The 26,932-nt window shown below is 64.4% G+C and carries 25 protein-coding genes and 1 pseudogene; 16 read left to right on the top strand and 10 right to left on the bottom strand.

What is annotated here, in order from left to right:
• Position 1 precedes the first annotated feature (1 nt).
• A complete protein-coding gene (xdhB, locus tag Amn_RS22515) occupies positions 2–2,362 on the top strand; it encodes a xanthine dehydrogenase molybdopterin binding subunit (protein WP_154386414.1) in 2,361 nt (786 codons plus the stop codon).
• Complete coding sequence (xdhC, locus tag Amn_RS22510) at positions 2,359–3,249, top strand: xanthine dehydrogenase accessory protein XdhC (protein ID WP_067958042.1); 891 nt, start codon at positions 2,359–2,361, stop codon at positions 3,247–3,249. Before xdhB ends, xdhC begins: the two co-directional genes overlap by 4 nt.
• Positions 3,250–3,276: 27 nt before the next feature.
• Here the strand turns inward: xdhC and dps are convergent, their stop codons facing one another.
• Both dps and Amn_RS22500 read right to left on the bottom strand, forming a co-directional pair.
• Positions 3,277–3,765 (bottom strand): DNA starvation/stationary phase protection protein Dps, encoded by a 489-nt coding sequence (gene dps, locus Amn_RS22505; RefSeq protein WP_067958045.1) that lies wholly within the window; start codon positions 3,763–3,765, stop codon positions 3,277–3,279.
• A 107-nt stretch (positions 3,766–3,872) separates the two neighbouring features.
• On the bottom strand, positions 3,873–4,388 hold the full coding sequence (locus Amn_RS22500; protein WP_286292023.1) for a winged helix-turn-helix transcriptional regulator: 516 nt from the start codon (positions 4,386–4,388) through the stop codon (positions 3,873–3,875).
• A gap of 107 nt (positions 4,389–4,495) precedes the next feature.
• On the opposite strand from Amn_RS22500, the gene Amn_RS22495 reads away from it, so the two are divergent.
• Positions 4,496–5,839, top strand: a complete 1,344-nt coding sequence (locus Amn_RS22495) for a serine hydrolase domain-containing protein (RefSeq protein ID WP_286292021.1) — start codon at positions 4,496–4,498, stop codon at positions 5,837–5,839.
• A gap of 27 nt (positions 5,840–5,866) precedes the next feature.
• On the opposite strand, the gene Amn_RS22490 is transcribed toward Amn_RS22495, so the two are convergent.
• The gene (locus tag Amn_RS22490; RefSeq protein ID WP_067958054.1) at positions 5,867–6,787 is read right to left on the bottom strand and encodes a LysR family transcriptional regulator; all 921 of its coding nucleotides are present in this window, start codon (positions 6,785–6,787) and stop codon (positions 5,867–5,869) included.
• A 147-nt stretch (positions 6,788–6,934) separates the two neighbouring features.
• On the opposite strand from Amn_RS22490, the gene Amn_RS22485 reads away from it, so the two are divergent.
• The 4 genes from Amn_RS22485 to Amn_RS22470 all read left to right on the top strand — a co-directional run bounded on the left by Amn_RS22485 (position 6,935) and on the right by Amn_RS22470 (position 11,430).
• Positions 6,935–8,155, top strand: coding sequence for a urate hydroxylase PuuD (locus tag Amn_RS22485; RefSeq protein ID WP_192314617.1), 1,221 nt, complete (start codon positions 6,935–6,937; stop codon positions 8,153–8,155).
• Positions 8,156–8,265: 110 nt separating this feature from the next.
• The gene (gene guaD, locus Amn_RS22480) at positions 8,266–9,582 is read left to right on the top strand and encodes a guanine deaminase (RefSeq protein ID WP_182575211.1); all 1,317 of its coding nucleotides are present in this window, start codon (positions 8,266–8,268) and stop codon (positions 9,580–9,582) included.
• Positions 9,583–9,639: 57 nt separating this feature from the next.
• Positions 9,640–10,146, top strand: coding sequence for a heme-degrading domain-containing protein (locus tag Amn_RS22475; RefSeq protein WP_067958063.1), 507 nt, complete (start codon positions 9,640–9,642; stop codon positions 10,144–10,146).
• A gap of 18 nt (positions 10,147–10,164) precedes the next feature.
• Positions 10,165–11,430: a glycerate kinase type-2 family protein gene (locus tag Amn_RS22470; protein ID WP_286292016.1), complete on the top strand. Its 1,266-nt coding sequence runs from the start codon at positions 10,165–10,167 to the stop codon at positions 11,428–11,430.
• 43 nt (positions 11,431–11,473) lie between these two features.
• On the opposite strand, the gene Amn_RS22465 is transcribed toward Amn_RS22470, so the two are convergent.
• The 4 genes from Amn_RS22465 to Amn_RS22450 form a co-directional block, all read right to left on the bottom strand.
• Positions 11,474–12,925 (bottom strand): UdgX family uracil-DNA binding protein, encoded by a 1,452-nt coding sequence (locus tag Amn_RS22465; protein ID WP_182575209.1) that lies wholly within the window; start codon positions 12,923–12,925, stop codon positions 11,474–11,476.
• Entirely contained in the window at positions 12,922–14,160 is a 1,239-nt protein-coding gene (locus Amn_RS22460) for a putative DNA modification/repair radical SAM protein (protein ID WP_263006161.1), read from the bottom strand. Before Amn_RS22460 ends, Amn_RS22465 begins: the two co-directional genes overlap by 4 nt.
• Positions 14,161–14,271: 111 nt before the next feature.
• Positions 14,272–15,660: a glutamine synthetase family protein gene (locus tag Amn_RS22455; RefSeq protein ID WP_182575207.1), complete on the bottom strand. Its 1,389-nt coding sequence runs from the start codon at positions 15,658–15,660 to the stop codon at positions 14,272–14,274.
• A gap of 30 nt (positions 15,661–15,690) precedes the next feature.
• Entirely contained in the window at positions 15,691–17,076 is a 1,386-nt protein-coding gene (locus Amn_RS22450; RefSeq protein WP_371818624.1) for an aspartate aminotransferase family protein, read from the bottom strand.
• A 172-nt stretch (positions 17,077–17,248) separates the two neighbouring features.
• Between Amn_RS22450 and Amn_RS22445 the strand changes: the two genes are divergently transcribed.
• Positions 17,249–17,680: a hypothetical protein gene (locus tag Amn_RS22445; protein ID WP_286292010.1), complete on the top strand. Its 432-nt coding sequence runs from the start codon at positions 17,249–17,251 to the stop codon at positions 17,678–17,680.
• Positions 17,681–17,722: 42 nt separating this feature from the next.
• Here Amn_RS22445 and Amn_RS22440 read toward each other — a convergent pair whose 3' ends face one another.
• Positions 17,723–18,154: a MarR family winged helix-turn-helix transcriptional regulator gene (locus Amn_RS22440; RefSeq protein ID WP_067958085.1), complete on the bottom strand. Its 432-nt coding sequence runs from the start codon at positions 18,152–18,154 to the stop codon at positions 17,723–17,725.
• A gap of 74 nt (positions 18,155–18,228) precedes the next feature.
• On the opposite strand from Amn_RS22440, the gene Amn_RS22435 reads away from it, so the two are divergent.
• Positions 18,229–18,681, top strand: a complete 453-nt coding sequence (locus Amn_RS22435) for a hypothetical protein (protein ID WP_067958087.1) — start codon at positions 18,229–18,231, stop codon at positions 18,679–18,681.
• Between the two features lie 62 nt (positions 18,682–18,743).
• Here Amn_RS22435 and Amn_RS22430 read toward each other — a convergent pair whose 3' ends face one another.
• Positions 18,744–19,718, bottom strand: coding sequence for a WD40 repeat domain-containing protein (locus tag Amn_RS22430; protein ID WP_192314635.1), 975 nt, complete (start codon positions 19,716–19,718; stop codon positions 18,744–18,746).
• 158 nt (positions 19,719–19,876) lie between these two features.
• Complete coding sequence (locus Amn_RS22425) at positions 19,877–20,959, bottom strand: CobW family GTP-binding protein (RefSeq protein WP_067958095.1); 1,083 nt, start codon at positions 20,957–20,959, stop codon at positions 19,877–19,879.
• A gap of 184 nt (positions 20,960–21,143) precedes the next feature.
• Between Amn_RS22425 and Amn_RS22420 the strand changes: the two genes are divergently transcribed.
• From Amn_RS22420 to Amn_RS22390, 7 genes and pseudogenes are all read left to right on the top strand, one after another.
• Positions 21,144–21,875, top strand: coding sequence for an intradiol ring-cleavage dioxygenase (locus Amn_RS22420; RefSeq protein WP_067958097.1), 732 nt, complete (start codon positions 21,144–21,146; stop codon positions 21,873–21,875).
• 198 nt (positions 21,876–22,073) lie between these two features.
• Positions 22,074–22,586 carry a MarR family winged helix-turn-helix transcriptional regulator gene (locus Amn_RS22415; protein ID WP_067966171.1) on the top strand — a complete coding sequence of 171 codons (513 nt, stop codon included), beginning with the start codon at positions 22,074–22,076 and terminating at the stop codon, positions 22,584–22,586.
• Between the two features lie 131 nt (positions 22,587–22,717).
• Entirely contained in the window at positions 22,718–23,656 is a 939-nt protein-coding gene (locus tag Amn_RS22410; RefSeq protein ID WP_157097017.1) for a DMT family transporter, read from the top strand.
• A gap of 64 nt (positions 23,657–23,720) precedes the next feature.
• On the top strand, positions 23,721–24,755 hold the full coding sequence (locus Amn_RS22405; RefSeq protein WP_067958100.1) for a LacI family DNA-binding transcriptional regulator: 1,035 nt from the start codon (positions 23,721–23,723) through the stop codon (positions 24,753–24,755).
• Entirely contained in the window at positions 24,752–25,735 is a 984-nt protein-coding gene (locus Amn_RS22400) for a 2-hydroxyacid dehydrogenase (protein WP_067958101.1), read from the top strand. Before Amn_RS22405 ends, Amn_RS22400 begins: the two co-directional genes overlap by 4 nt.
• Positions 25,736–25,785: 50 nt before the next feature.
• Positions 25,786–26,069 (top strand): annotated as a pseudogene (locus tag Amn_RS22395) (transcriptional regulator); the annotation flags it as partial.
• A 200-nt stretch (positions 26,070–26,269) separates the two neighbouring features.
• Complete coding sequence (locus Amn_RS22390; RefSeq protein ID WP_286292002.1) at positions 26,270–26,932, top strand: outer membrane protein; 663 nt, start codon at positions 26,270–26,272, stop codon at positions 26,930–26,932.

Genomic DNA, 26,932 nt, shown 5'->3' with positions numbered 1-26,932 from the left:
CATGACCCAGCATCAACCGAACCTCAAGGCCGCCAAGATCTCCGGCGGCGTCCACACCGACCAGCGCCACGACTCCGCCCACAAGCACGTCGCCGGCGAGGCGATCTACATCGACGACATGCCGGAACCGGCAGGCACGCTTCATGTCGGCCTCGGCCTGTCCAATGTCGCCCATGGCACGCTGAAGTCGGTCGACCTCGCGGCTGTTCGCGCGGCCCCCGGTGTCGTTGACGTGCTGACCTATGCCGACGTGCCCGGCGAGAACGACGTGTCGCCGAGTGGCATGCATGACGACCCGGTCCTGGCCGAGGGCAAAGTCCAGTTCCATGGCCAGCCGATCTTCGCCGTCGTCGCCACGACCCGCGAGCAGGCCCGCCAGGCGGCGCGCCTTGCCAAGATCGAGTATGAAGAGTTGCCGGCGATCCTTGGTATCTGGGACCTCGACCCCGAGAACGACAAGCAGGTGACAACGCCGCTGACGCTCAATCGCGGCGACGCAGCAGCGGCGATAGCCGCTGCTCCGCGCCGGGTGAAGGGGCGGATGAAGCTCGGCGGCCAGGACCATTTCTATCTCGAAGGTCAGGTCTCGCTCGCCGTGCCCGGCGAGGACGACGAGGTAACTGTCTATTGCTCGACGCAGGGACCGAGCGAGACCCAGCATCTCGTTTCCCATGTGCTCGGCGTTCCGAGCCATGCAGTCCAGGTGGAAGTGCGGCGCATGGGCGGCGGCTTCGGCGGCAAGGAAACCCAGGCCAACCAGTGTGCTGCGATCGCCGCGATCGCCGCCAAGAAGCACAAGCGCGCCGTCAAGGTCCGTCTCGACCGTGACGAGGACATGACCGCCACCGGCAAACGCCACGACTTCGCCATCGACTACGAGGTCGGCTTCGACGATGAGGGCCGCATCCTCGGCGTCGACTACATGTTCGCGCTCAATGCCGGCTTCTCGGCCGATCTGTCGGGTCCGGTGGGCGACCGTGCGCTGTTTCACTGCGACAACGCCTATTTCTATCCCAACGTGCATGCCAAGTCGGCGCCGCTCTACACCAATACGGTGTCGAATACGGCGTTTCGCGGCTTCGGCGGCCCGCAGGGCATGGTCGGCGCCGAGCGCGTCATCGACGAGGTCGCCTTTGCCGTCGGCAAGGACTCGCTCGAAATCCGCAAGCTGAATTTCTACGATCCGATGGGCACGCCGGGCGAGCGCAACCTCACGCCCTACCACCAGAAGGTCGAGGACTGCATCATCCAGCGCATCGTGGCCGAGCTCGAGGACAGCGCGCAATATGCCCGCCGCCGCCGCGAGATCGCAGCCTTCAACGCCAACAGCCGCTTCGTCAAGCGCGGCCTGGCGATGACGCCGGTCAAGTTCGGCATCTCGTTTACCAAAACCGAGTCAAACCAGGCCGGTGCCCTGGTGCATGTCTATTCCGACGGCTCGGTGCACATGAACCATGGCGGTACCGAGATGGGGCAGGGCCTGCATCTCAAGGTGGCGCAGGTGGTGGCGGAAGAGTTCCAGATCGACCTCGACCGGGTGAAGATCACCGCGACCACCACGGCCAAGGTGCCCAACACCGCACCCACGGCAGCATCGTCGGGCGCGGACCTCAACGGCATGGCGGCCCAGGATGCGGCGCGGCAGATCCGCAAGCGGCTGACCGACTTCGCCGCCGAGAAGTACCAGGTGCCGGCCGACCAGGTGGTGTTCCTGCCCAACCGCGTGCGCGTCGGCAATCAGGAGATTGCCTTCAACGACCTGGTCAAGCAGGCCTATCTCAACCGCATCCAGCTGTCGGCCGCCGGCCACTACAAGACGCCGAAGATCCATTGGGACCGCAGCAAGGGCAGGGGCCATGCCTTCTACTACTACGCCTATGGCGCGGCCTGCGCCGAGGTATCGGTCGACGTTTTGACCGGCGAATATGTTGTCGAGCGCGCCGACATCCTGCATGACACCGGTCGTTCGCTGAACCGGGCCATCGATATCGGCCAGGTCGAGGGCGGCTTCATCCAGGGCATGGGCTGGTTGACCACCGAAGAGTTGTGGTGGGATGGCAAGGGTCGGCTGCGCACGCATGCGCCGTCGACCTACAAGATCCCGCTCGCTTCCGACCGGCCCAAAGTCTTCAACGTCGCGCTGACGGACTGGTCCGAGGCTTATGAGCCGACGATCCATCGTTCGAAGGCCGTCGGCGAGCCGCCGCTGCCGCATGGCATGGCAGTGCTGCATGCGCTGTCGGATGCGGTGGCAAGTGTCGCCGACCACAAGATCTGTCCGCGCCTCGACGCTCCGGCGACGCCCGAGCGCGTGCTGATGGCGATCGAACGCCTCCGGGCCGAGGCGGCCCAGGCCAAGTGACCGCGACCGCCAAGAGCCTCCGGGCCTTCCTTGACGCAGCGCCTTCGGTGGCACTGGTCGAGGTGGCCGAGGCCAGGGGCTCGACCCCGCGCGAAAAAGGCGCGTGGATGCTGGTGTCGCCGCAGCGCATCTTCGGCACCATCGGCGGCGGTCAGCTGGAATTCATGGCGATCGACACCGCGCGTGCCATGCTGGCCGGTTCGTCCAAGCGCAGCACGGTCATGGAGCACGTCACCGGCGATCCCGTCCCGGCGCGCTATCTCGACCATACCAGTGAAACCAAGGACAGCCTCACGCTCGACATTCCGCTCGGGCCGGAGATCGGCCAGTGCTGCGGCGGCCGCGTCGAGGTTGCCGTCAGGAACGTCGACGAAGCGATGCGCGCCGATCTGCTGGCCGGCGCCGAGGCATCCGACGCGGGACGTCCGCATGTCTATGTCTTCGGCGGCGGCCATGTCGGGCAGGCATTGGCATCTGCCTTCGCGCTCCTGCCGCTCAACGTCGTCGTCGTCGAGACCCGCGCCGACGCGCTCGAAGGCATGCCCGACAATGTCGTCACGCGGCTGACGCCGATGCCGGAAGAGATGGTTCGCGAAGCCCCCTCAGGCTCGGCCTTCGTCGTTCTGACCCACGACCACGCGCTCGACTTCCTGATCGTCGCCGAAGCGTTGAAGCGCGATGACACCTGTTATGTCGGCATGATCGGCTCCAAGACCAAGAAGGCGACGTTCAGGAGCTGGTTTCTCAAGACCGCAGGTGGCAGCGACGAACAGTTCGCGGGGCTGATCTGTCCGATCGGCGGTGACGCGGTGAAAGACAAGCGTCCCGCCGTCATTGCGGCGCTCGCCGCAGCCGAGATCATGACCGCGCTTGTCAGGGCGAACTGACCGGCGTGGCGGCAACCAGGCTGGCGGCTATTCGCTTTCCTGGATGTGGGCTTCGAGGAACCACAGCGACTTGTCGAGCGTGCGCGAATAGGCAGTGAAGATATCGGCGGTATCGGCGTCGCCGGCCTCTCCAGTCTCGTCGATGGCCGTGCGCACGCTTTTCGCGGCGTCGGCATAGCGGTCGATCAGAGCTGCGATATGATCCTTGGTCTTGGAGATGTCGGTCGGATAGGGCTTCAGCTTGCTGGCCTCGACGACGACCTGCGAGGTGCCTAGGGCGGCACCGCCGAGCTGGGCGACGCGTTCGGCGATGGTGTCGACGTGTTCGTCCAAATCCTTGCGGAAGCCGTCCAGCATCTCGTGGATGGCGATGAAGTGCGGCCCCTTGACGTTCCAGTGCGCCTGCTTGGTGATCAGCGCCAGGTCGATCGCATCGGCGAGCCGGGCGTTGAGAAGCTCGATCGAAACCTTCTTGGCGTTGGATTTGAGATCGTTGCGCGTCGGATGGGAAATCACGTGCCTCCTCCTTGATGGCTGGTCGCGCCGCCCGGCGACTGGCAGGCGGCTCACGCAGGCTACAACAGCCATATGACAGTTCGGTTCCGGGCTGGCCTAGTGGAGAATCAAGCTGATCCGGCGTTACGGGCGACGACTTCGAGATAGGCCGCCTGCAGTTCCAGGCGCACGGGAAGCCGTTGTTGCGCTGCCTCCGACAGCGGCTCGCCGAGATGGTCAGTGCGCAGCTCTTCCATGAAGCGCTCCCACATCTCAGGCCCACCCTTTTCCAGCAGTTCGGCGCGGATGCTGAGCTCTTCGCTGACCGGCAGCCATTTGCGGCCCCAGGCGGCGATCTGGGCGAAGACCGGCAGCAACTCTATCGCCATCTCGGTCAGGGAGTAGATCGCCTTCTGCTTGTGGCTGGGATCGTCGGCCTTGCTAATCAGCCCGTCGTCGAGCAGCCGACGCAGCCGGTCGGCGAGTATGTTGGAGGCGATGCCTTCCTCAGACTGCGTCAGCAACTCGCGAAAGTGCCTGCGATTGCCGAACATCATGTCACGCAGGACGATGAGGCTCCATTTGTCGCCGACCACCTCGAGGGTGAGGTTGATCGGACAGCCCGACCGATGCTGCTGGTTCATGCAAAGTGTCTCCAAAAAACCAGTTGCAATATAAAATCAGTCTGCCTATTTTGCAACCAGTTAGTAGATGCAATCAGTTTGGATCTCTTTCGGCCAGCGAGGAAGACATGAACGGCATTTCAGGAATGGACCGCCGCACGATGATGAAGGGCGCAGCCCTTTCCGCGCTGCTGCTGCCCGCGCCGGCATCGGCGCAGCAGGAACAGTCAGCCGCGGCAAGCGCGACGACAACAGGATCAGGGAGCACGACGATAATGACAGGCAAGTTCGCAACCGACCGCCTCGAGCGGATGCACAAGGTCATGGCGGGCCATGTCGAAAGCGGCGACGTGCCGGGCCTCGTCTGGGCGGTCAGTCGCGGCGGCGAGACCCATGTCGAGGCAGCGGGTGCGCTTGCGCTCGGCGGTACGGCGCCGATGCGCCGCGACAGCATCTTTCGCATCGCCTCGTTGACCAAGCCGGTCACCGCGGTCGCGGCAATGATCCTGGTCGAGGAATCTAGGCTGCGCCTCGACGACCCGGTCGACAGATGGCTGCCCGAGCTTGCCCACCGCAAGGTGCTCAACGCCATCGACGGCCAGCTCACCGACACCGTTCCGGCCAGCCGGCCGATCACGCTGCGCGACCTGCTCACCCTGCGCTTCGGCGTCGGCGCGATCATGGTCTATCCCTTCGCCTATCCGGTGCAGCATGCGATGGCCGAAGCCGGCATCGCGCCAAGTGCCGACCTGTACCGCGGCTCGCCCGATGCCTTCATGAAGGCCGTCGGTTCCCTACCGCTCGCGCATCAGCCGGGTAAGGGTTGGCTCTACCACACCGGCCTCGACGTCGCCGGCGTGCTTGTCGCGCGCGTGGCCGGCCAGCCTTTGTCCGCCTTCATGCAGGAGCGCATCTTCGGCCCGCTCGGCATGAAGGACACCGGCTTCCATGTGCCGGCCGAGAAGGTCGACAGGCTTGCTACCGCCTATTCCAGGGATTTCCAGAGCGGCAAGCTCGGCGTCTATGACGAGGCCAAGGGCGGGCTGTTCGCCAGGCCGGCCATTTTCGAATCCGGTGGCGGCGGGCTTGTCTCTACGGCTGACGACTATCTCGCCTTCCAACGCATGATGCTCGGCAAGGGCAAGCTTGGCAGCCAGCGCATCCTGTCGCGCGCCTCGGTCGAGCTGATGACGTCAGACCAGCTCACCGACGAGCAGAAGGCGAGCGCTGCGATGTTCTTCAACGGCAATTCCGGCTGGGGGCTCGGCATGTCGGTGGCGCTCAAGCGCGACAATCTCTTTACGACGCCGGGAAGGTTCGGCTGGGACGGCGGCTATGGCACCTCTGCCTATGCCGACCCGGCCAATGACCTTGCCGGCATCCTGCTGTCCCAGAAGCTGATGGATTCGCCCGAGGCGCCCAAGCACTATGTCGACTTCTGGACCTCGGCCTACCAGGCGATCGAGGGATGAGGTGCCGGCCTAACGTCTTCGCCCGCCTCACTTGCCAGCAAGGATATCCTTGATCAGCTTGTGGCAGCGCTCCGCCATGAAGTCGAGCAGCAGCCGGACCTTCGGGTCCTGCAGCTTCTTGTGCGGATAGACGGCGGCAAACTGCACCGGCGTCGGCGGCGTCTGCGGCAGGATGATCTTCAGCCGCTGGTCGCGGATGAAGGGCTCTACCTCGAAGCGCGGCTTGTTGATGATGCCACGCCCGGCCAGCGCCCAGCCGGTCAGCACGTCGCCGTCGTCGGAATCGAACGGGCCGTGGACCTCGAACTTGGTCGGCCCGTTGGGCGTCTCCAACGTCCAGAAATATTCGCGTGAGCCGGGATAACGCAGCATCAGGCAGTCATGCTTCTTGCCGATCAGCTCATTGGCGCTTTCCGGTTCGCCGCGCTTTTCCAGATATTTGGGTGCTGCGACCAGCACCCGCTCGCATTCCATGATGCCGCGCATCCTGAGGCTGGAATCCTCGATCACGCCGAGCCGGAAGGCAACGTCGAGACCTTCCTTGAGGATATCGACATTGTGGTCCGAAAGCCTGAGCCTGACCTCGATGTCGGGATACTTGTCGTGGAATTCGGGAATGCCCGAGGCGACAAGCCGACGGCCCAGACCGAGCGGGGCGGTGACGCGGATGGTGCCGCGCGGCTGGCCGGAAAGCGCCGAGACCGCGGCTTCGGCCTCGGTGATCGCTTCCAGCACCTGTTTGGCGCCGGAATAGAACACGTTGCCGTGCTCGGTCGGCATCAACTGGCGCGTCGTGCGGTTGAACAGGCGCACGCCGAGGTGCTTCTCCAGTTCCTTGATGCGGTTGGAGGCGACCGCCGGCGAAATGCGCATGTCACGGCCCGCGGCGGAGAGATTGCCGAGTTCCACGACGCGAACGAAGACCGCGATATTGTCGAGATATGCCATGCGAGACCGATGGTTCCATAGCCGGCTTGTGCCGTGCAGCGCTACGCTAGTATTTTCCAGATTTTTTTGAAAGTCATCGCGAATCCTTTCACTTCCCCAATGCATCGGGCATCGTAAGATCGGCACGCTGCGAAAAAGGGACGGCGGATGTACGACTTGGCGTTTTTCATGGACTGGGCGAGCTTCGCCGTGCGGTGGCTGCATGTCATCACCGCCATGGCCTGGATCGGCTCGTCGTTCTACTTCATCGCGCTCGATCTCGGGCTGCGCAAGCATGACGGCCTGCCGGTCGGCGCCCATGGCGAGGAATGGCAGGTTCATGGCGGCGGCTTCTACCACATCCAGAAATACCTGGTGGCGCCCGCCCAGATGCCGGAGCACCTGACCTGGTTCAAGTGGGAATCCTACGCCACCTGGCTGTCCGGCTTCACGCTGCTCTGCCTGGTCTATTACGGCGGCGCCGAGCTGTTCCTTGTCGACCGCAACGTGCTCGACGTGTCGGCGCCTGTCGCCATCGCCATTTCGCTCGCCTCGATCGGTCTCGGCTGGATCGTCTATGACCTGCTCTGCAAGTCGAAGCTGGGCGACCACGACACGCTTCTGATGATCATCCTCTATGTCGTCGTCGTGTTCATGAGCTGGGGCTATACGCAGCTGTTCACCGGCCGTGCCGCCTTCCTGCATCTCGGTGCCTTCACCGCGACGATCATGTCGGCCAACGTCTTCATGGTCATCATCCCGAACCAGAAGATCGTCGTGGCCGACCTCATCGCCGGCCGCAAGCCTGACCCGAAATACGGCAAGATCGCCAAGACCCGCTCGACGCACAACAACTACCTGACCCTGCCGGTCGTATTCCTGATGCTGTCGAACCACTACCCGCTGGCCTTCGGTACCGAGTTCAACTGGATCATCGCCGCGCTCATCTTCATCATCGGCGTCTTGATCCGCCACTACTTCAACACGGTGCACAAGCGTGAAGGCAACCCGCACTGGACCTGGCTCGCCGCTGCCCTGTTGTTCGTCGTCATCATGTGGCTGTCGACCGTGCCCAAGGTTTTGACCGGCGAGGACAAGAACGCCTCCGTCCTCACCGAGCCCTATATTGCCGCAGCCCAGTTCCCCAAGGTTCGTGACACGGTTCTCGGCCGCTGCGCCATGTGCCACGCCAACGAGCCGTCCTACGAAGGCGTCTACCATGCGCCGAAGGGCGTGGTGCTGGAGACCGACAACGCAATCGCCTTGCATGCGCGTGAGATTTACCTGCAGGCTGGCCGCAGCCATGCCATGCCGCCGGCCAACGTGACCCAGATCACACCCGAGGAGCGGGCGTTGCTGGTCGCCTGGTATGAACAGGCGCGCAAGTAGCGCCTGCGACCTACGGATTGAAAGTTCGAGGCGCGCTCGTCGCGCTCACCTTGACGCGCGGCAAAACGGGCCGCGATGTGGCCACGCCAGAAAGCCTGTAGAGTTCGATCATGACCACCACACTCCTTCGCGGCCGTACCTTGTCCTTCCTGCGCTGGCCCGATAGCGCAGACGACCATGCGTCCTATGCCTATGAGGAAGATGGTGCGGTGCTGATGCGCGACGGCAAGATCGCGGCCGTCGGCGCCTATTCGGAGATCGCGGCCCAGGCCGGTGACGCCAAGGTCGTCGACCATCGCCCGCATCTGATCCTGCCCGGCTTCATCGATGGGCATGTCCATATCCCGCAGATGCAGATCATTGCGTCCTATGGCGCCGAGCTGCTGGAATGGCTGAACAAGTACACTTTCCCCGAGGAAACGCGCTTCATCGACACCCAGCATGGCCGCCGCATCGCGCGCCTGTTCCTCGACGAGATGGTGCGCCACGGCACGACGACCGTTGCCGCCTATTGCTCGGTGCACAAGCAGTCGGCCGAGGCGTTCTTCGCCGAATCGCATGAGCGCAACATGCTCAACATCGCCGGCAAGGTGATGATGGACCGCAATGCCCCCGACGGTCTGCTCGATACGCCGCAGGCGAGCTATGACGATACCAAGGCATTGATCAAGGAATGGCACGGCAAGGGCCGCCAGCACTATGCCATTACGCCGCGCTTCGCCATCACATCGACCCCCGAGCAGATGGAGATGGCCGGCCAGCTGGCGCGCGAGCATCCCGACCTGCACATCCAGACGCATCTGTCGGAAAACCACGCCGAGATCGCCTTCACCCAGGAGCTCTACCCCTGGTCGCGCGACTATACCGACGTCTACGAACACTACGGCCTGCTCGGCAAACGCACGCTGCTCGGCCACTGCATCCATCTCGGCGAGCGTGAATCCGACGCGATCTCCGAGCATGGCTCGATCGCCGTGTTCTGCCCGACCTCCAACCTGTTCCTTGGCTCGGGCCTGTTCGACTACCAGCGCTACCGCAAGCGTGACAGGCCGCTCCGGATCGCCACCGCCACCGACGTCGGCGGCGGCACCAACTATTCGATGCTGCGCACCATGGACGAGGCCTACAAGGTCATTGCGCTCAACGGCGAGAAGCTGAACCCGCTGGCTTCCTACTGGCAGCTGACGCGCGGCAATGCCGAGGCGCTGTCGATAGCAGACAAGGTCGGCACGCTCGACGTCGGCACCGACGCCGACCTCGTGGTGCTTAACGCCCGCGCCACGCCTGGCATGCGGCTCAGGATGGAGCGCTGCGGCACGCTGGCCGAGGAGCTGTTCCTGCTGCAGACGCTCGGCGACGACCGCGCCGTGGTGGAAGTTTATGTCGCAGGCAAAGCCGCCAAGACGACGATGGATCAGGCTGCCTGACCTTGCGTCATTGCCTCGCGTCTGCCATGTGAGCCGTGTCTGACGGAGGAACGGACGATGGCAGCAGCCGAGGACCTGAAAAAGATCGCCGAGCAGGAGGACCGACTGGTCTTTGAGCGCTTCGACGAGGCGGTTGCCTTCGATATCGGCTCGGCCATCCGCGCCCGCGCCGTTGCCGAAAAGCTGCCGATCGTGGTCGACATCAGGCTTTGGGACCGGACCTTGTTTTACTGCGCCCTGCCGGGCTCGACGTGTGGCAACACCGAATGGGCGCGGCGCAAGATCAATGTTGTCAAGGTTTTCCACCGCAGCAGCTACCGCATGGTGCTGACCAAGGCCCGCGAGGACCGTACCTTCCCGATCGGCGAGGCCTTGCCCATCGAAGACTATGTGCTGGCCGGCGGCGGCTTCCCGATCAAGGTCAAGGGCGTCGGTGTCATTGGTGCCATTGCCGTTTCAGGACTGCCGGAGCGCCAGGACCACGAGGTGGTGGTGGCGGCGGTCGCCGAGCATCTCGGCATTCCCAGCCGCGAACTCGCCTTGCCCCCCGTTGCGAACAGCTGAAAGAGTTTGAACGTCCCGATGGCCATGACCGACCCGAAGCAGTTGCTGACCAGCGTTTTCGAAGCCGCCGTGGCGGCCGCCGATCCCGAGCTCACCATCCGCCGCCACCTGCCGGCAAAGCCCAAGGGACGGACGATTGTCATTGGCGCCGGCAAGGGCTCGGCCCAGATGGCGGCCGCTTTCGAAAAAGCCTGGGACGGACCGCTGGAGGGCGTGGTGGTCACCCGCTACGGCTTTGCCGCCCCTTGCGAGCGCATCAGGATCGTCGAGGCCTCGCACCCGGTGCCCGACGCCAACGGCCTCGAAGCGGCGAAGCTTCTGCTCCAGACGATCTCCGGCCTGACCGAGGACGACCTCGTCGTCGCTTTGATCTCGGGCGGCGGCTCGGCGCTGCTGCCGTCGCCGGCGGGGAACCTGACCCTTGCCGATGAGATCGCCGTCAATGAGGCGCTGCTCGCTTCCGGCGCGCCGATCTCGGCGATGAACACCATTCGCAAGCACATTTCGGGCATCAAGGGCGGCCGGCTGGCTGCAGCGGCGCATCCCGCCCGCGTCGTTTCGCTTGTCGTGTCCGACATTCCCGGCGACAGTCCGGCTTTGGTAGCCTCGGGTCCGACGGTGCCTGATGAGGCGTCGCGCGCCGATGCGCTGCGCCTGATCGAAACCTACCGCATCGCGCTGCCCGCCAATGTCATGGCCCACATCAACTCGGCTGCCGCCGACGCGCCGCAGCCGACCGACCCGCGCTTCGCCCGCAACGAGGTGCATGTCATCGCCTCTGCCGCCGTGTCGCTCGACGCTGCCGCCGAAGCCGCGCGCATGCAGGGCGTTGAGACCGTTATCCTCTCCGACGCCATCGAGGGCGAGGCACGCGAGGTCGGTGGCGTGCATGCGGCCATCGCCCGCGAAGTCGCGACCCGCAACCGGCCGTTCAACAAGCCGGTGCTGATCCTGTCCGGCGGCGAGACCACGGTGACCCTTAGGGCCAAGGGCAAGGGCGGCCGCAACAGCGAGTTCCTGCTTGCCTTCGCCATCGGCATCGACGGCCTCCAGGGCATCGACGCGCTGGCCGCCGACACCGACGGCATCGACGGTTCCGAGGACAATGCCGGCGCCTTTGCCGACGGCTCCACTGTTTCGCGCATGCATGCTGTCAGCGTCGACGCCAAGGCGATGCTGGCCGGCAACAATGCCTGGACGGCGTTCAACTCGGTGGGCGATCTTTTCGTCCCCGGGCCGACCGGCACCAACGTCAACGACCTCAGGGCGATCCTGATCCGGTAGCTGGCATACGCCTTTTGCCGGGTGGGACGGGTCTGGCCTTGCGTTAGCCTGCCATCATCTCGCGCACCGTCCTGATGTCGGCGACGAAGCGGGCGCGCTCGGCTGCCGCCTCCTGCGGGTCGCGGATGCGCAGGATGTAGGACGGGTGGATCGTCAGGAAAACGGCGAGGCCGTCGTCGCGTTTGATGGTCTGCCCGCGCTGTTTGGTGATCGCCACTGGCGCCTCCAGCAGCGACTGGGCCGCGGTCGCGCCGAGCGCCACCATCAGCTTCGGCTTTAGCAGCGTCAACTCCTGCGCCAGCCACCAGCGGCAAGCCTGCACCTCGCCGGCATTGGGCTTGCTGTGGATGCGACGCTTGCCGCGCGGTTCGAACTTGAAGTGCTTGACGGCATTGGTGACGTAGACTGCCGTCCGCTCGATGCCGGCTTCGCCGAGCACCGCGTCGAAGATCTTGCCGGCCGGGCCGACGAATGGCCGGCCCTGCAGGTCCTCCTGGTCACCGGGCTGCTCGCCGACAAACACCAGTTCGGCATTGTCAGAACCCTCGCCGAACACCGTCTGCGTCGCCTCGCTCCACAGCGGACAGCGCCGGCACTGGCTTGCTTGCTGGCGCAGAGCGTCGATCGAATGCGCCTCTGTCTCCGGCGACGGCTCCAAAGCCGGCCAGTGTCTGGCTTGTATCGCCTGGTGATGCGCTGCGGGCATCGTCGGCATCCTCGCGATCATTTCCCGGGCAGCCGCGTCGGCGCCTGATATCAGCTCCGGAATGAGCGACGCCTCGGGAAGGTTCCGCCAATACTTCTTGGGCATCTCCGCCTGCATCGCCTTCACCTTGAGGCGGGCGGGATTGAAGATGCTGGCGAAATAGGTCCGCCACATCTCCTCCGACTGGTCGGCGGCGGGCGCATCATCCTTCGAAGCGCCGGGGCCTAGCGCCAGTCTTTCGCGGTCCCATTCAGCCGAGCCGTGTGGCGTCAGGATCGCCCAGTGCATGCCGGTAAAGCGACGCACGAAGAACGGTGCTGCCAATTCGAGGATGAAGTGGTCAGGCTCGAACCAGGCGACGAAGCGCTCTTCGTCACCGTCGCCGATCTTCCGGAAACGGACGAAGGCATGCATCTTGTGCTCGTCGCGCCTGACCGACTTTTCCATCGCCTCGAAGCGGCGCACGTCGGGGTCGGAGGCGATGCGGAGCAAATGAGGCTCGCTGCGCTGCCGCCACAGCAGCCGATAGAGCAGTGCGAAACGTTCGCTGTCGGAATGGCAGGTGACGATGGCCGCGCGCTCGATGAAATCTCGGGAGACCCTGAGTTCGACGCCCGGGGTCGGCGCCGGCAGCTCGTCCCCTTCGCCGCCGACATGCCATTCGATGTCCTCGGGCTTCACCTCGTTGGTGCTCAGCCTGCGTGCCGCATCGCGCCAGCCGTCGAAGTCGGTCGGGCCGGCGAGATGCACGGCGTAGGCGGCCAGTGGGAAGGCGGGTTGGCCGGTCATCGGAACAGCTCGAGTTGCCGCGGCTTCGGCGCAATCGCCTCGCGCAGCCGTGCAGCGTCGGTGGCGGCGCCCGGCGACCAGCCGTCGGCGACGATGAACGGGCGGACCTTGGTGATGGATTGGCAAAGACGGCCAACGTCATCGAGCCGCAACCGCTTGAAGCGGCGGGTCTCCAGGATACGCTCCACTGCGCGCGTGCCGAGGCCCGGGATGCGCAGCAGCCTCTCCTTGTCGGCGCGGTTGACGTCGAGGGGAAAGGAGGCGCGGTTGCGCAGCGCCCAGGCGAGCTTGGGGTCGATCTCCAGGTCGAGCATGCCGTCAGGCGTGCCGTCGAGGATCTCGCCCTGTTCAAAGCCGTAGAAGCGCATCAGCCAATCTGCCTGGTAGAGCCGGTGTTCGCGCATCAGCGGCGGCTTCCTCAGGGGCAGGGCAGAGGAGGCGTCGGGGATCGGGCTGAAGGCGGAATAGTAGACGCGGCGCAACTGGTAGCTGCCATAGAGCCGGGCGCTGGTCTTGAGGATGCGGGCATCTGAAGTGGCGTCGGCGCCGACGATCATCTGCGTCGACTGCCCGCCCGGTGCAAAACGCTCGCGAGTCTTCGTCCTCAGCGTCGGTTCCGCCTTCTCCTCGATCTTCGAACGCAGCTTTGCCATCGAGACGCGGATCGTCTCCGGCCGTTTTTCCGGCGCCAGCCGCTTCACGCCCTCATCGGTCGGCAGTTCGACATTTATCGACAGGCGATCGGCATAGAGGCCTGCCTTCTCGATCAGCTCGGCAGACGCCTCGGGGATGGTCTTGAGATGGATGTAGCCTGCGAATTTCTCGTCGAGCCTCAGCCGCCGCGCCACCTCCACCATCTCCGTCATGGTCTCGTCGGGCGAGCGAATGACGCCTGACGAGAGGAACAATCCCTCGATGTAATTGCGCTTGTAAAAATCCATGGTCAGCCGCACCACTTCGTCGACCGTGAAGCGGGCGCGGCGGACATTGGAGGACGAACGGTTGATGCAGTAGCTGCAGTCGTAGATGCAGAAATTGGTCAGCAGGATCTTGAGCAGCGAGATGCAGCGGCCGTCGGGGGCGTAGGAGTGGCAGATGCCCATGCCCTCGGTCGAGCCGATGCCGCCAGACTTGAGCGAGTCGCGCCCGCCGGCGCCTGACGAGGCGCAGGAAGCGTCATACTTCGCGGCGTCGGAAAGGATCGCGAGTTTCTCGCGGGTCGAAAGAACTGCCATTTGTTCATGCTATGTTCTTTTTGCTGCCAAGGCCAGAGGGTTCGCTGTGATGCGGCAAATTGTGAACGACGCGTCTGGAGTGGATGGCGGATCAACCGCCATTCCCGGGGATCACACCTCGTGCAGATAAAGGTGGTAGTCGAGCTCGCTCACCGTGCGGGCGACGCGGAAATATTCGCTTTCCTTGATCGCCGTAAACGTGCGGTGCAGGTCGTGGCCCAGCGCCTCACGGAGAAACTCCGACGCTTTCGCCGCCTCGATCGCCGAGCGCCAGTCCGGTGGCATCACGCTTTCAGTACCTTCGGCCTGTTCGTAGCCGTTGCCAGACGTTTCCGGGCCAGGATCGAGCTGCTCCTCCAGCCCCTTCGAGATGCCGGCGAGGATGGTCGCGGCGACGAGATAGGGGTTGGCGTCGACGCCGGAGGGACGGTGCTCGATGCGGCGGTTCCTGGCGTCGCCCGCCGGTACGCGCAGCGCCACCGAGCGGTTGTTGACGCCCCAGGTGGGGGCCACCGGTGCGTAGGACTGGGAGACGAAGCGACGCCACGAGTTGGCATGCGGCGCAAACACCAGCATCGATTCCGCCATCGTCTCGGCGAGGCCGCCGAGCGCATGCAGCAGCTTCGGCTCCCAGGTGCCTTCCGCGGCCTCGGTGAAGACGTTGTTGCCGTCGCTGTCGAGCAGAGAGACGTGAAAATGCATGCCCGAACCGGCATATTTCTCGATCGGCTTGGCCATGAAGCAGGCAGTGACGCCATGGCGGCGGGCCTGGGCACGCACCAGGCGCTTCAGCATCAACAGGTCGTCGGCCGCCTGCATCACGTCCTTGCGGTAGCGCAAGGTGAGTTCGTACTGACCCGGCGCATATTCCGAGATCACGGTCTCGGCCGGGATGCCTTGCACTTTTGCGGCGGCATAGATGTCGGAGAACAGCGGCTCCATGCCATGCAGGTGATCGACCGAATAGACCTCGGTCTTGCCGGAGGCGCGGCCATCGAGCACGGCGCGGGCCGGCTGGACCTTGCCGTCGCTGTCGCGCTCGTTGGCGAGCAGGAAGAACTCGAGCTCGAAGGCGCCGGCAGGATAGAGGCCCTTTTCAGCCAGCCTGTCGACCTGTCGCTTCAGCGCCAGACGAGGGTCCGAAGTCATTGGCGCGCCGTCGAGATGGAACATCGACATCAGCACCTGGCCGCGGGCGGGGCTGGTGCCATGCAAAGGCTTCAGCGTGCCAGGTATCGGCCAGGCGCGGAGGTCGCCATCGCCGGAATCCCAGATCAGCCCGGTCTCGTGGACGTCCTCGCCAGTGATGTCGAGGCCGAGGATGGAGATGGGCAGGTGGCGCCCGCCTTCGTAAAGTCCCATCAGTTCGTGGCGGCGGATGATCTTGCCGCGGCCGACGCCATTGGCGTCCGTCAGCACGATATCGAAGGCTTCGATGTCGGGGTTCGCGTCGAGGAAGGCTCTCGCTTCGTCGACGGTCGAGCCGGAAGGTGATGTCATGATGTCACTCGATTGTCCTTCTGCCTTGTCTCATACCGCAAGACGGGCGGCAATGTCGTCGAAAGCTGCGATCAGCTTGTCGACCTGCCGCGCTGTCGTCACCGGCGAGACCAGCATCATGTTGTGGAACGGCGCGATCAGGACACCGCGATTGACCAGCGCCACATGCATGGCAGCCTCCAGCCGGGAGGCGTGGGCATGCTCGGCCTCGCCACCATTGCGCAGCGGACCGGGGGCGAAGATGAATTCGACGCGGGCGCCGACGCGCATCACGTGCCAAGGCAGTTTCCGTTTTCGGATCGCCTTGTCGAGCCCCGTGGCCAGCCGTTCGGCCAGCTTTTCCATGTGGGCGTAGGCCGCCTCCGTCATCACCTCTTCGAGCGTGGCGCGCATCGCCGCGAACTGCAGAGGATTGGCCGACAGCGTCGTGCCCATGCCGGAATAGCCCGGCTCCTTGGTGGCATTGTAGGCGGCGTAGCGGGCGGCGACCTCCTCGCTCATGCCCCAGACACTGGCCGGCACGCCGCCAGCGACGGGCTTGCCGAGCACGAACAGGTCGGGGTCGAGATTGTGCTTGCTTGTATAGCCGCCGGGGCCGGTCGAGATGGTGTGGGTCTCGTCGATCAGGAGCAGCGTGCCGGCTTGCCGCGTCAGCGTGCGCACGCCTTCGAGGAAGCCCGGCTCGGGCAGCACCATGCAGGAATTGGTCAGCACCGGCTCTGATATGACGCAGGCGACGTCGCCATGGCTCAGCGCCTTCTCCAGCGCCGCAAGATCGTTGAACTCTACGATGCGGGTGCGCTGGGTGAGATCGCGGAACTCGCCTGATAGTCCCGGGCGGTTGATCGGCTTGCCGCCGTCGAGCCGCACCATCGTCTCGTCGACCGAGCCGTGGTAACAGCCGTTGAAGACGAGGATCTTGTCGCGGCCGGTGATGGCGCGGGCGACCCGCAGGGCGAAGCGGTTGGCGTCGGTGGCTGTCGTCGCGATCTGCCAATGCGGCAGGCCGAAGCGCCTTGCCAGCAGCAGGCCGAGCGTGAGCGAATCCTCCGACGGCAGCATGTAGGTCAGGCCGCGGGCCGCCTGCCGGCGAATCGCACGGGCGACGGGTGCCGGTGAATGACCGAACATCGAGCCGGTATCGCCAAGGCAGAAGTCGGCCAGCCTGATGCCGTCGATGTCGGTGATCGTGGCGCCGCTCGCCTTGTCGACCAGGATGGGGAAGGGCGTCGGCCAGTCTTTCATCCAGTGCATCGGGACGCCGTTGAAGAACCCGGCCATGCCGTTGCCCACCGCGGCCTCCGATTTTGGGCGGGCGCGGCGGAAGATGTCCGCCTCCGTCGCTGCAAGTTCGGCGATGCGCGACAAAGGCACGCCGCCTTCGGTGGCTTCAGGTCGTTCGATACGGTTCATCATGGCTCCCATTGGACAGACGGGCGCCACTCTAGCCAGCCGTTCCCACAAACGGCAACTGGCCGTTGCAAGGGTCTCTGTTGGCTCAGCGCGGCCATCTTGACCCATCGATCGCAATGGCGATCATGACACTGTGCTTTGGGGGTGATGAGCGATGCGTGCTATGATGACTGCCATGTCGATCCTGCTTGCGGCGGGCCCGGCCGGTGCCTCTGGCGGGCTCTCTTGCGGTGCCAAGGATGAGGCAGTGAAGCTGACCATCGAGAGTGGCGTCACTCGCGGCATGGGCAGCCCGGTGTTCAACTTCCGCGGCGAAATCGAGATTTCCCACAAGGCGATTTCGCAGGACCTGCGCAAGATGAGCTTCGAGCGCGACCATCTCGCGCAATACTGGCTCGACGGCGAGGAATTGCGCATGGTGGTCTACCGCGAGCGCGGATCCGACAAACCGCATGGTTATCTCGAGATCACGGTCCGGACCAAGTCAGGCGACGAGGGCGACTATATCGGTCAGTATTCGGTCACGGTGTTCGACATGACGGACGCCACCGGCGGCGACGGCAAGACCTACAATTTCACCGGCCGGGCCACCTGCCTGGTCGAATAGTCCGGCCGGATAGGCCGACGCGCTTGTCCCGCAGGCGCGCGTTTAGTCCTTGTGCATGGCGGCGATGGCGCGCCGCATCAGTGCCAGGAAGGTTTCCCGTTCCTCCTCGGAAAAGTCCGCCAGGGCAGCTGCGTTCTGGGCGCGGGCGGCAGCCGTGGCCGGGTCGCGAAGCGCCTTTGCCCTTGGCGTCAGGTGGATTGCCTGCGAGCGCCCGTCCTCCGGGTTGGCGCGCCGTTCGATCAGCCCATCACGCTCCATCCTGGTCAGGGTATTGGCCATCGTCGCTTGTTCGACGTCGAGGCGCCGCACCAGTTCGATCTGCGTCAGCCCATCTTCGTCCCACAATGCCAGCAGCGTCATGAACTGCGCCGGCGCCAGGTCGAGGGGGCGGATGCGCTCGTGCAGGCCCTTGGCGAACAGGCGTGCCATCTGGTTGGCGAGATATCCGGCGGAGCGTTCTTTCTGAAAAGCCATGCCGCGAGGAATAGCTGTTGAATAGCATGCTATGCAACGATATATAGCTTGCTATGTAAACTAGAGATTCGACGATGAAAGCGAAACTTCATGCCGCGGCCGGCGGGGTTGCCTTGCTCACTGTCAGCTGTTTCTGGATTGCCACAATTGCCGCTGAACTAACCGCCAACGCCGAGATCATCGCCACGGCAAAGGCCGTAATTCTCGCCGGCATGGTGGTGCTCATCCCGGCGATGATCATTGCCGGTGGCACGGGATTCTCGCTCGGCAAGGGCTGGAGGCGCCCTGGCGTCCAGCACAAGAAGCGGCGCATGCGCATCATCGCCGCCAATGGCCTGCTGGTGCTGCTGCCGTCGGCCTATGTACTTGCCGGCTGGGCGGCGGAAGGCCGTTTCGATACGGCCTTCATCATCGTGCAGACACTGGAGCTGGCGGCCGGAGCCCTCAACATTGCGCTTCTGTCGCTCAATATGCGCGACGGCTTGGCACTGCGGCGCAAGCCGGCGGGGGCTGTACGCGCCGGCTGAGTTTCGCGCGGAATCCGCATCATTCCAGGAAAAGCCGCTTCACGTCTCTCCCTGGAATTGTGCTAGCCGGTGATGTCGATGACGCCGCAATCGCCGGCGGCGCTGCCAAAGGCGAGACGGCGTTCTTCCTTGTCCCAGGCCATCGAGGTGATGGCGCCCTTGCCGGGGCGGCGCAGCAGCACTTCCTTGGCGTCGGCAAAACGGACCGCCAGCACCATGCCGTCTTCATAGCCGATGGCGACGATGTCTTCGCTCGGATGGCAGGCAACCGAGGTCACCATGGTGTTGCCGCGCGTGCCGAGTTCCAGCGGCGCCTTGCCCATCGGGCCGTCCTTGCCTGTGAAGGGCCAGACGATCGCCGCCGGCGCGCCGGAGCTGGCCAGCCATTTGCCCTTGGCGCTCCACGACAGGCTCTTCACCTTGGCGGGATAGCCGGTCATGCGCATGTGCTTGGCATCGACGAGTTTCCAGCCGTGCAGGGCGTTTTCCTGCATGGTGGTCACCAGGAATGCGCCGTCGGGCGAAAACGTGATGCCGGTATGCGCACCGTCCCATTGCAGTTCGGTCGGCGTGCCGTCGGCGGCGGGGAAATGCAGCGTCGCGCCATTGTAGCGGGCAACGCCGATGCGCATGCCCTTCGGCGAAAAGGCCACGCCCTCGACCGAGCGCGGGTGGGCGAACTCCTTGGTCTTGCCGTCGGCGAAGCGCACCCAGGCATTGCGGCCGCTGGCGTAAGCCACGGCTCCCTGCGGGCCTGAAGCGACCGACGTCACCCACTTCTTGCCGACGCTCGCCAGTTCAGCCGTAACGCCGGCCGAGGTCAGCGTCATCACCTTGCCGTCTTCGCCGCCCGAGATCATCAGGTCGTTTTTGGCCGTCGTCGTCGCCGACAGCAGCCCGTCATGCAGCCTGACCGACTTCTGGCCATGGTCGAGCCAGTGCACCATGCCGTCGGCAAGCGCAAAGAAGGGAATGTCGTCGAGGAAGCTTGCAGTGACGCAATGTCCGTCGAGATCAAGCGGGGCGACTGTCGGCATGGGCTGTAAAACTTCCGGTGCTGATTTGTCCTCACCCCTAAGGACAGGGTGAGCAAGCGTCAACTTCGACACTGGGTCGACGCTGGCGCTCAGCTCGCATCTGAGGCGAGGCAAGCGACCGGCTCCCGATACATCGAGGGCCGTGGGTTTTCCGATGGCTAGGCTGCCTGGCAAGCCTCGAAGCTGCGCTTCAGGCGCTCGGCGTCGAGTTCGCGGCCGATGAACACCAGCCGGCTCTCGTGCTTTTCGTCGTCCTTCCAGGCACGCTGGTGGTCGCCTTCGATGATCATGTGCACACCCTGGATGACGTAGCGGTCCGGATCGTCCTTGATGGCGATGATGCCCTTGAGGCGCAGGATGTTGGGGCCTTCCATCTGGGTGATCTTCTCGATCCAGGGGAAGAACTTCTTGGAATCCATCTCGCCGCCGCGCAGCGATACCGACTGCACCGTCACGTCGTGGATCGGCGACACCGCGCCATGCTCGTGGTGGTCGTGATCATGATGGTCATGATCGTGGTGGTGATGATGGTGGTCATGGTCGCAGTTCGGGCCGCATTCATGATCGTGGTGGTGGTCATGATCATGGGCGTCGAGGAAATGCGGGTCGTCGGCCAGCACGCGCTTCAGGTCGAAGGCGCCGCGGTCGAGCACCTGGTCGAGCGCCACGCCGGCGCGGGTGGTGCGATGGATCCTGGCGGACGGGTTGATGGCGCGCACGGCAGCCTCGACGTCGCGCAGCTCGTCTGATGTAACCAGGTCAGTCTTGTTCAGCACGACGACGTCGGCGAAGGCGATCTGGTCTTCTGCCTCGCGGCTGTCCTTGAGGCGCAGCGGCAGGTGCTTGGCATCTACGAGCGCCACCACCGCGTCGAGCTTGGTCTTGGAGCGGACGTCGTCGTCCATGAAAAAGGTCTGGGCGACCGGCACCGGGTCGGCGAGGCCGGTGGTCTCGACGACGATGGCGTCGAAACGGCCCGGGCGGCGCATCAGGCCTTCGACGACGCGGATCAGGTCGCCGCGGACGGTGCAACAGACGCAGCCATTGTTCATCTCGTAGATTTCCTCGTCGGATTCCACGATCAGGTCGTTGTCGATGCCGATCTCGCCGAATTCGTTGACGATGACCGCATATCGCTTGCCATGGTTCTCGGACAGGATGCGGTTGAGTAGCGTCGTCTTGCCGGAACCGAGATAGCCGGTCAGCACGGTGACGGGGATTTGGGTCTGGGTTTCGGTCATGGTCGTCCTCGGGATCGAATAGAGGCCTCATATAGGATGCCGGCCAAGCTTTTGCACGTCTCAAACGGCACGGTGGCGCCACCTGATGAACATTACGGAAGTTTCATTGGGAGCGAGGTGCGACCGCACCTAGATTGACGGTCAGGCAAGGGGCTTGCCGACCCATTCGTGGAGACACCCAGCCATGCGCAAGGCACCTTTCCCCAGCACACTCAACCGCCGCCGGGCACTTGGCCTGATTGCGGTGACGGCGGGCGGCAGCGCGCTCGTGCCGGTGCAGCTGTTTGCGAAGCAAGCCTCGCCGCAAGCGAGCTCGCTGCTCTTGCCGGAAGCCGGCGTCTGCTCGATTACACCCGAAACCACCGAAGGCCCCTATTATTTCGACCCGGAGCTCGAGCGCAGCGAGATCACCGAAGGCCGCGAAGGCGTCGGCCTCACCGTACGCCTGCAGATCGTCGATGAAGCATGCAATCCGATCGAGGGCGCGCGTGTTGACCTCTGGCACTGCGATGCCACGGGGCACTATTCCGGCTATCCCGGCCAGGGCGACAATCGCGACGTCGATACGTCAGGCGAAAAATTCCTGCGCGGCTGGCAGCGGGCCGACACGGCCGGCATCGCGACTTTCCAGACCATCTATCCCGGCTGGTACCGCGGTCGCACCACCCACATTCACTTCAAGGCGTTTCCGGAGGAGGGCAGGGCCATGACCGGGCAGATGTTCTTTCCCGACGATCTCAGCGAGCAGATCTTCTCGACCAGGGCGCCCTACAATCAGCGTGGCGGACAACGCGACACGATGAACGCCGACGACGGCATACTGCGCCGCGCCGGTTCCGGCGTGCAGAGCACGGTGCGCGAAGCCGCATCCGCCTACGAGGCGCTGATGATCGTTGCCGTGAGACGGGCAGGATGACGTCTATCGCCCGGAAGATTTGCCGGCGAAGCGTATCTGTCATCGAACTGTAACATGCGTCTGGCACAGAGCGCTCGTGCGGGTGGTCGGTTGCCGGCAAAACGAGCAGGCAACAATCTCCCGTGCGGTCGATTGCAAAGGGCCACGCAGCAACTATTCTCGGCCATCACGGTACGAGGCGTGGCGCAGGAGATGCGGATGTCCAAGTCCAACAAAGGCGCGGCGATGAGCCGGCTTCACCAGGTCGCCCGACTGGCGCGCACCTCGCTGGCCGCACGGCTTCTGGCGCATGGCTTTTATGCCGGCCAGGACCAGATCATGCTGTCGCTGCACGATGATGACGGCCAGACCCCCGGCCAGCTCGCTTCTCGCCTCGGCGTGCGGCCGCCGACCATCACCAAGACCATCAACCGGCTGCAGGCCCAGGGATTCCTGGAAAAGCGCGCATCGGACACCGACGCCCGCCAGGCCCACATCTTCCTCACCGAGACCGGCCGTGACGCCATCCGCGCCGTCGAAAAGTCGGTCAAGAAGACCGAAAAGCAAGCGCTCAAAGGTTTTGACAAGAAGGACGTCAAGCAGCTTTCCAAGCTCCTTCTGCGCATCGAGGCCAACCTGTCCGACCTGACCCTGATCGACGACGAGGCTGCCGCCGACGTCGAGGGCACGACCGAGGTCGAGCCCGAAGTGGAAGCCGAAGCGGCGGAGTAACCGTCACGGCAGAGACATTCCATCCCGGTATCCGGGATGGAAAATAGCCTGGTCCACGTCTTTTGCCTTGCCGGGCAACCGCGATCGGCGCAATAGCCAAGCATCCCTAGTCATTTGCCCGGCCTGCCAGCGTGTCTCCTCAAAAACCAGCAGAAACCGCAACGCCATCATCGGCGATCCTGCTGATATTTGCCTCGGGCCTGGTGTTTTCCTTCCTCGACACCAGCGCCAAGCATCTCGTCACATCAGGCATGGCGGCACCCTTCGTCACCTGGGTGCGCTTTGCCGTGCATGCGCTGATCGTGCTCGTGCTGTTCAAGGCCTGGGAGCGGCCGGAGCGGCTGGTGCCGCAGAGCCTGTGGCTGCAGATCCTGCGCGCCGTCTTCATGTTCGGCTCGACGATCTTCAATTTCCTCGCGCTGCAGACCCTGCAACTGGCCGAAACCGTGTCGATCAACTTCGCCAGCCCGATGGTCATCACCGCCCTTGCCGGGCCGCTGCTTGGCGAATGGGCCGGCTGGCGGCGATGGCTCGCGGTCTTCGTCGGCTTCATCGGCGTGCTCGTCATCACCCGGCCGGGCTTCGGCGGCTTCGACATGGGGCACATCTTTTCGCTCTGCGCCATGCTGAGCTCGTCGCTCTACACCATCATGACGCGCCTGATGGGCAGGCGCGAGACGGCCGAGAGCCTGATCCTCTATTCGGCAGTGGTTCCTGCGCTCTTCATGCTGCCGGCCGTGCCGCTCGCCGGTTCGCTGCCGGCACATCTTTATGACTGGCTGGTGTTGTTCGGGCTCGGCGTCTTCGGCGGCTTCGGCCACTGGCTGCTGATCAAGGCCTACCAGCGCGCCTCTGCCACGGCACTTGCGCCTTACCCCTATCTGCAGATGGTCTGGATGATCATCCTGGGCTGGCTGGTGTTCGACCAGTTGCCCGACCGCTGGACGCTTGCCGGTGCCGCGATCATCGTTGCCAGCGGCCTCTACATCATCCACCGCGAGCACACGCTGAGGGTCCGGAACCGCGCCGCGCCGAGTGCCGAAACCGAAGAGCTGGCAAAAAAGCTTTGATTTGCCGTTGAACAATGGCATACGGCTTTAAACGGTTTAAAAGACCGTCCGGCCACGCTTGCGGATGGAGGGCCCGCTGGCTCAGAAGATCAAGCTTTCGACGATAGCCGACGCGCTCGGCGTTTCGACCGCGACCGTGTCGCTTGCGCTGCGCGACAGCCCTCTTGTCGCCGACGTCACCCGTGATCGCATCAAGCAGCATGCCCGCGAGATCGGCTACATCTACAACCGCCGCGCCGCCAGCTTGCGCACCTCGCGCTCGGGCATCGTGGGCGTCGTCGTCCACGACATCATGAATCCGTTCTATGCTGAGATCCTGCGCTCCATCGAGAGCGAGCTCGACCGCAGCCGCCAGACCTTCATTCTCTCCAACCACTATGACGATCTGGAGAAGCAGCGCACCTTCGTCGACACGCTTTTGCAGCTCGGCGCCGATGGCGTGATCATGTCGCCGGCCATCGGCACGCCGCCCGAGGATATCATCATGGCCGAGGAGAACGGCCTGCCGGCGGTGTTGATCGCGCGCTCTGTCGAAGGTGCAGAGGTGCCCGTTTTTCGCGGCGACGACGCCTATGGCACGGCGCTTGCCACCAACCACCTGATCTCGCTCGGCCACAAGCGCATCGCCATGATCGGCGGCACCGACCAGACCTCGACCGGCCGCCACCGCTATCAGGGTTATCTCAACGCCATGGAAGCGGCGGGCCTGGAAGTGTTGCCGACCTGGCGCATCGCCGGACCGCGCACCAAGCAGGGCGGCTTCGAGGCGGCCGGACAGTTCTTGGCGCTGAAGGACAAGCCGACCGCAGCTTGCTGCTGGAACGACCTCGTCGCCATCGGCCTGATGAACGGCATCGCGCGTGCCGGCCTCGTGCCGGGCATCGACGTTTCCGTCACCGGCTACGACGATCTCGAGGAAGCGCAGATCGCGACGCCGGCGCTGACCACTGTGTGGAACGGCCAGCGCGAGGTCGGCCGTCGAGCGGCAAGCGCGCTTCTCGACAAGCTCAACGGCCAGTCGGTGCGCCCGTCGCAGGAACTGATCAAGCCCGAGCTGCATGTCAGGCAGTCGACGGGAAAGCCCAAAGAGCGCACATGACTGTGCCAGCCATCGAGGCGCCGTCAGTCCTGATTCCCGGACTGCTGCACCCCCGCGTCACCGAGCGACTCAGGTCGGCATTTTCTCTTGTCCATCTGGCATCCAGCGATCCCGCGCTGCTGACAGAGGAGATGAAGGCAAGGGTGCGTGGCATAGCCTCGGCGGGACAGGTCGATGCGGCGTTCATCGACGCTTTGCCCAATCTCGAGATCATCGCCAATTTCGGCGTCGGCTACGATGGTGTCGACGCGCGCCATGCCGGCTTGCGCGGCATCATGGTCACCAACACGCCCGATGTCCTTACCGAAGAAGTTGCCGACGCTGCGGTCGGCCTGCTCATCAACACGGTGCGCGAACTGCCGCGGGCCGAGGCATGGCTGCGCGACGGGCGCTGGGTCAGCGAGGGCGGCTATCGGCTGACGCCGGGCACGCTGCGCGGCCGCCGCATCGGCATCTTCGGCATGGGCCGCATCGGTCGTGCCATCGCCCGCCGGCTCGAAGCTTTCGGACTGCCGATCGCCTACCACAACCGCCGCCCGGTCGAGGGCCTGGCGTACGCCTACCATCCGACGCTGAAGGAACTGGCTTTGTCTGTCGACACGCTTGTGTCGGTTGCGCCTGCCACGCCGCAGACCGCAAAGATTGTCGATGCCGGCATTTTCGAGGCGCTCGGCGCCAACGGGGTTTTCGTCAATGTCGGCCGTGGCGCCACCGTCGATGAGGCAGCGCTTGTCGATGCCCTGTCGAAAGGCACGATCCTTGCCGCCGGCCTCGACGTCTTCGCTGACGAGCCCAACGTGCCGCAGGCCCTCATCGACTTGCCGAACGCTACGTTGCTGCCCCACGTGGCCTCCGCCACAGTTCATACCCGGAAAGCGATGGCCGACCTTGCGGCCGACAACATCTTTTCGTGGTTTTCACATGCGCGCCGGGCGCTGACGCCGGTACCCGAGACCGGGCATGTGACGGCAAGAATCTAGCTGAGCCAACCTGTCTGGGATCGACCTGTCCCCCGATCAGGACGCGCCGGGCGCTGAAGGACAGGCCGGCTGCCGTCTGCTGCTGGCACGACCTCGTCGCCATCGACCCGACGGCCTTGCGCGCGCCGGCCTCGTGCCGAGCATCGACGTCTCGGCCATCGGCTATGACCTTGCGGAAGCGCAGATCGTGACGCCGGCGCTGGAACGGCGTGCGCTAAGTCGGCCGTCGCGCCGCCCGTCGCAGGAACTGATCAAGTCCGAGCTGCATGTCAGGCAGTCCACAGGAAAGCCGAAGGAACACGCAATCGCGCCAAAGTCCGGACAAGGCTGCTGACGACCCATCGGGAACACTGGCGCCTCGATCCCGTGGGTGAGGACAGCCGAAGCGTCTCCAAGCTGTCATATTAGACCATCGTTACATGTTGCGCTTGCGCACCATAAGGTTGTGTACGTGTGCAGCTTCCCCCGTAGGGTGTCTTCCCTCTGCATCAAAAAGGATGTATCGCCCGCATGATATCTACTTGGGGGTGTATCTTGAGATCGATTCTTCTCGTTTCTTCAATCCTGCTTGCCGCTGCGGGCAACGCGATGGCGGCGGATGCCGCGAGCGTCGAGCCCGGGTTCGACTGGTCGGGCTTCTATGTCGGAGCCCAGGCCGGCTACGGTTGGGGCGATGTCGACAGCCACAATGTCGGCCGTGAAACCGGGGTTACAGACTGGCGGGATTCGTGGAACGCCAATGGCGGCCTGGGCGGCATCCATGTCGGCTACAATCATGCGTTCAACCAGCTGGTCGTTGGCACAGAGGCCGATCTCGAGGTGTCCGGGGCGAAGGGGGCGGTCGAATCCGATTACGCCGGGCTGGTGGAGAACCAGATCGAGGTTCAGGGCTCGCTGCGGGCGCGCCTCGGCTATTCGGTCGGTCCGGCGCTGTTTTACGCAACAGGCGGACTCGCCGTCGCCCGCATCGAAACCACCTACGATGGCGACGCCGACCGCTGGACGCACACCAAGAGTGGCTGGACCGTCGGCGGCGGCGTGGAGTACGCGCTGTCGCGCAACTGGACGACCCGGATCGACTATCGCTACACGGATTTCGGCAGCTTCACAGAAAACCCTGCCACCGACAGCGGCTTTAACCACGTCACCGAGCTCAAGACCCAGGCAGTGCGGTTCGGCGTCAGCTACAAGTTCTGA

The sequence above is a fragment of the Aminobacter sp. Y103A genome (genome assembly GCF_030294925.1).
Taxonomy (GTDB): Bacteria; Pseudomonadota; Alphaproteobacteria; order Rhizobiales; family Rhizobiaceae; genus Aminobacter; species Aminobacter ciceronei.
The sequence above is the reverse complement of the archived record's forward strand: the minus strand, read 5'-3'. Positions and strand labels throughout refer to the sequence as shown.

What these genes read in the sequence shown, in the direction of transcription:
- Amn_RS22415 (WP_067966171.1), top strand. Translation starts at nt 22,074, where the DNA reads ATGTCCAAGTCCAACAAAGGCGCGGCGATGAGCCGGCTTCACCAGGTC.
- Amn_RS22435 (WP_067958087.1), top strand. Translation starts at nt 18,229, where the DNA reads ATGAAAGCGAAACTTCATGCCGCGGCCGGCGGGGTTGCCTTGCTCACT.
- Amn_RS22450 (WP_371818624.1), bottom strand. Translation starts at nt 17,076, where the DNA reads ATGATGAACCGTATCGAACGACCTGAAGCCACCGAAGGCGGCGTGCCT.
- Amn_RS22445 (WP_286292010.1), top strand. Translation starts at nt 17,249, where the DNA reads ATGTCGATCCTGCTTGCGGCGGGCCCGGCCGGTGCCTCTGGCGGGCTC.
- Amn_RS22460 (WP_263006161.1), bottom strand. Translation starts at nt 14,160, where the DNA reads ATGGCAGTTCTTTCGACCCGCGAGAAACTCGCGATCCTTTCCGACGCC.
- Amn_RS22490 (WP_067958054.1), bottom strand. Translation starts at nt 6,787, where the DNA reads ATGGCATATCTCGACAATATCGCGGTCTTCGTTCGCGTCGTGGAACTC.
- Amn_RS22425 (WP_067958095.1), bottom strand. Translation starts at nt 20,959, where the DNA reads ATGACCGAAACCCAGACCCAAATCCCCGTCACCGTGCTGACCGGCTAT.
- guaD (WP_182575211.1), top strand. Translation starts at nt 8,266, where the DNA reads ATGACCACCACACTCCTTCGCGGCCGTACCTTGTCCTTCCTGCGCTGG.
- Amn_RS22500 (WP_286292023.1), bottom strand. Translation starts at nt 4,388, where the DNA reads ATGAACCAGCAGCATCGGTCGGGCTGTCCGATCAACCTCACCCTCGAG.
- Amn_RS22495 (WP_286292021.1), top strand. Translation starts at nt 4,496, where the DNA reads ATGAACGGCATTTCAGGAATGGACCGCCGCACGATGATGAAGGGCGCA.
- Amn_RS22455 (WP_182575207.1), bottom strand. Translation starts at nt 15,660, where the DNA reads ATGACATCACCTTCCGGCTCGACCGTCGACGAAGCGAGAGCCTTCCTC.
- Amn_RS22440 (WP_067958085.1), bottom strand. Translation starts at nt 18,154, where the DNA reads ATGGCTTTTCAGAAAGAACGCTCCGCCGGATATCTCGCCAACCAGATG.
- Amn_RS22470 (WP_286292016.1), top strand. Translation starts at nt 10,165, where the DNA reads ATGGCCATGACCGACCCGAAGCAGTTGCTGACCAGCGTTTTCGAAGCC.
- Amn_RS22420 (WP_067958097.1), top strand. Translation starts at nt 21,144, where the DNA reads ATGCGCAAGGCACCTTTCCCCAGCACACTCAACCGCCGCCGGGCACTT.
- Amn_RS22475 (WP_067958063.1), top strand. Translation starts at nt 9,640, where the DNA reads ATGGCAGCAGCCGAGGACCTGAAAAAGATCGCCGAGCAGGAGGACCGA.
- Amn_RS22430 (WP_192314635.1), bottom strand. Translation starts at nt 19,718, where the DNA reads ATGCCGACAGTCGCCCCGCTTGATCTCGACGGACATTGCGTCACTGCA.
- Amn_RS22405 (WP_067958100.1), top strand. Translation starts at nt 23,721, where the DNA reads ATGGAGGGCCCGCTGGCTCAGAAGATCAAGCTTTCGACGATAGCCGAC.
- xdhB (WP_154386414.1), top strand. Translation starts at nt 2, where the DNA reads ATGACCCAGCATCAACCGAACCTCAAGGCCGCCAAGATCTCCGGCGGC.
- Amn_RS22465 (WP_182575209.1), bottom strand. Translation starts at nt 12,925, where the DNA reads ATGACCGGCCAACCCGCCTTCCCACTGGCCGCCTACGCCGTGCATCTC.
- Amn_RS22485 (WP_192314617.1), top strand. Translation starts at nt 6,935, where the DNA reads ATGTACGACTTGGCGTTTTTCATGGACTGGGCGAGCTTCGCCGTGCGG.
- Amn_RS22400 (WP_067958101.1), top strand. Translation starts at nt 24,752, where the DNA reads ATGACTGTGCCAGCCATCGAGGCGCCGTCAGTCCTGATTCCCGGACTG.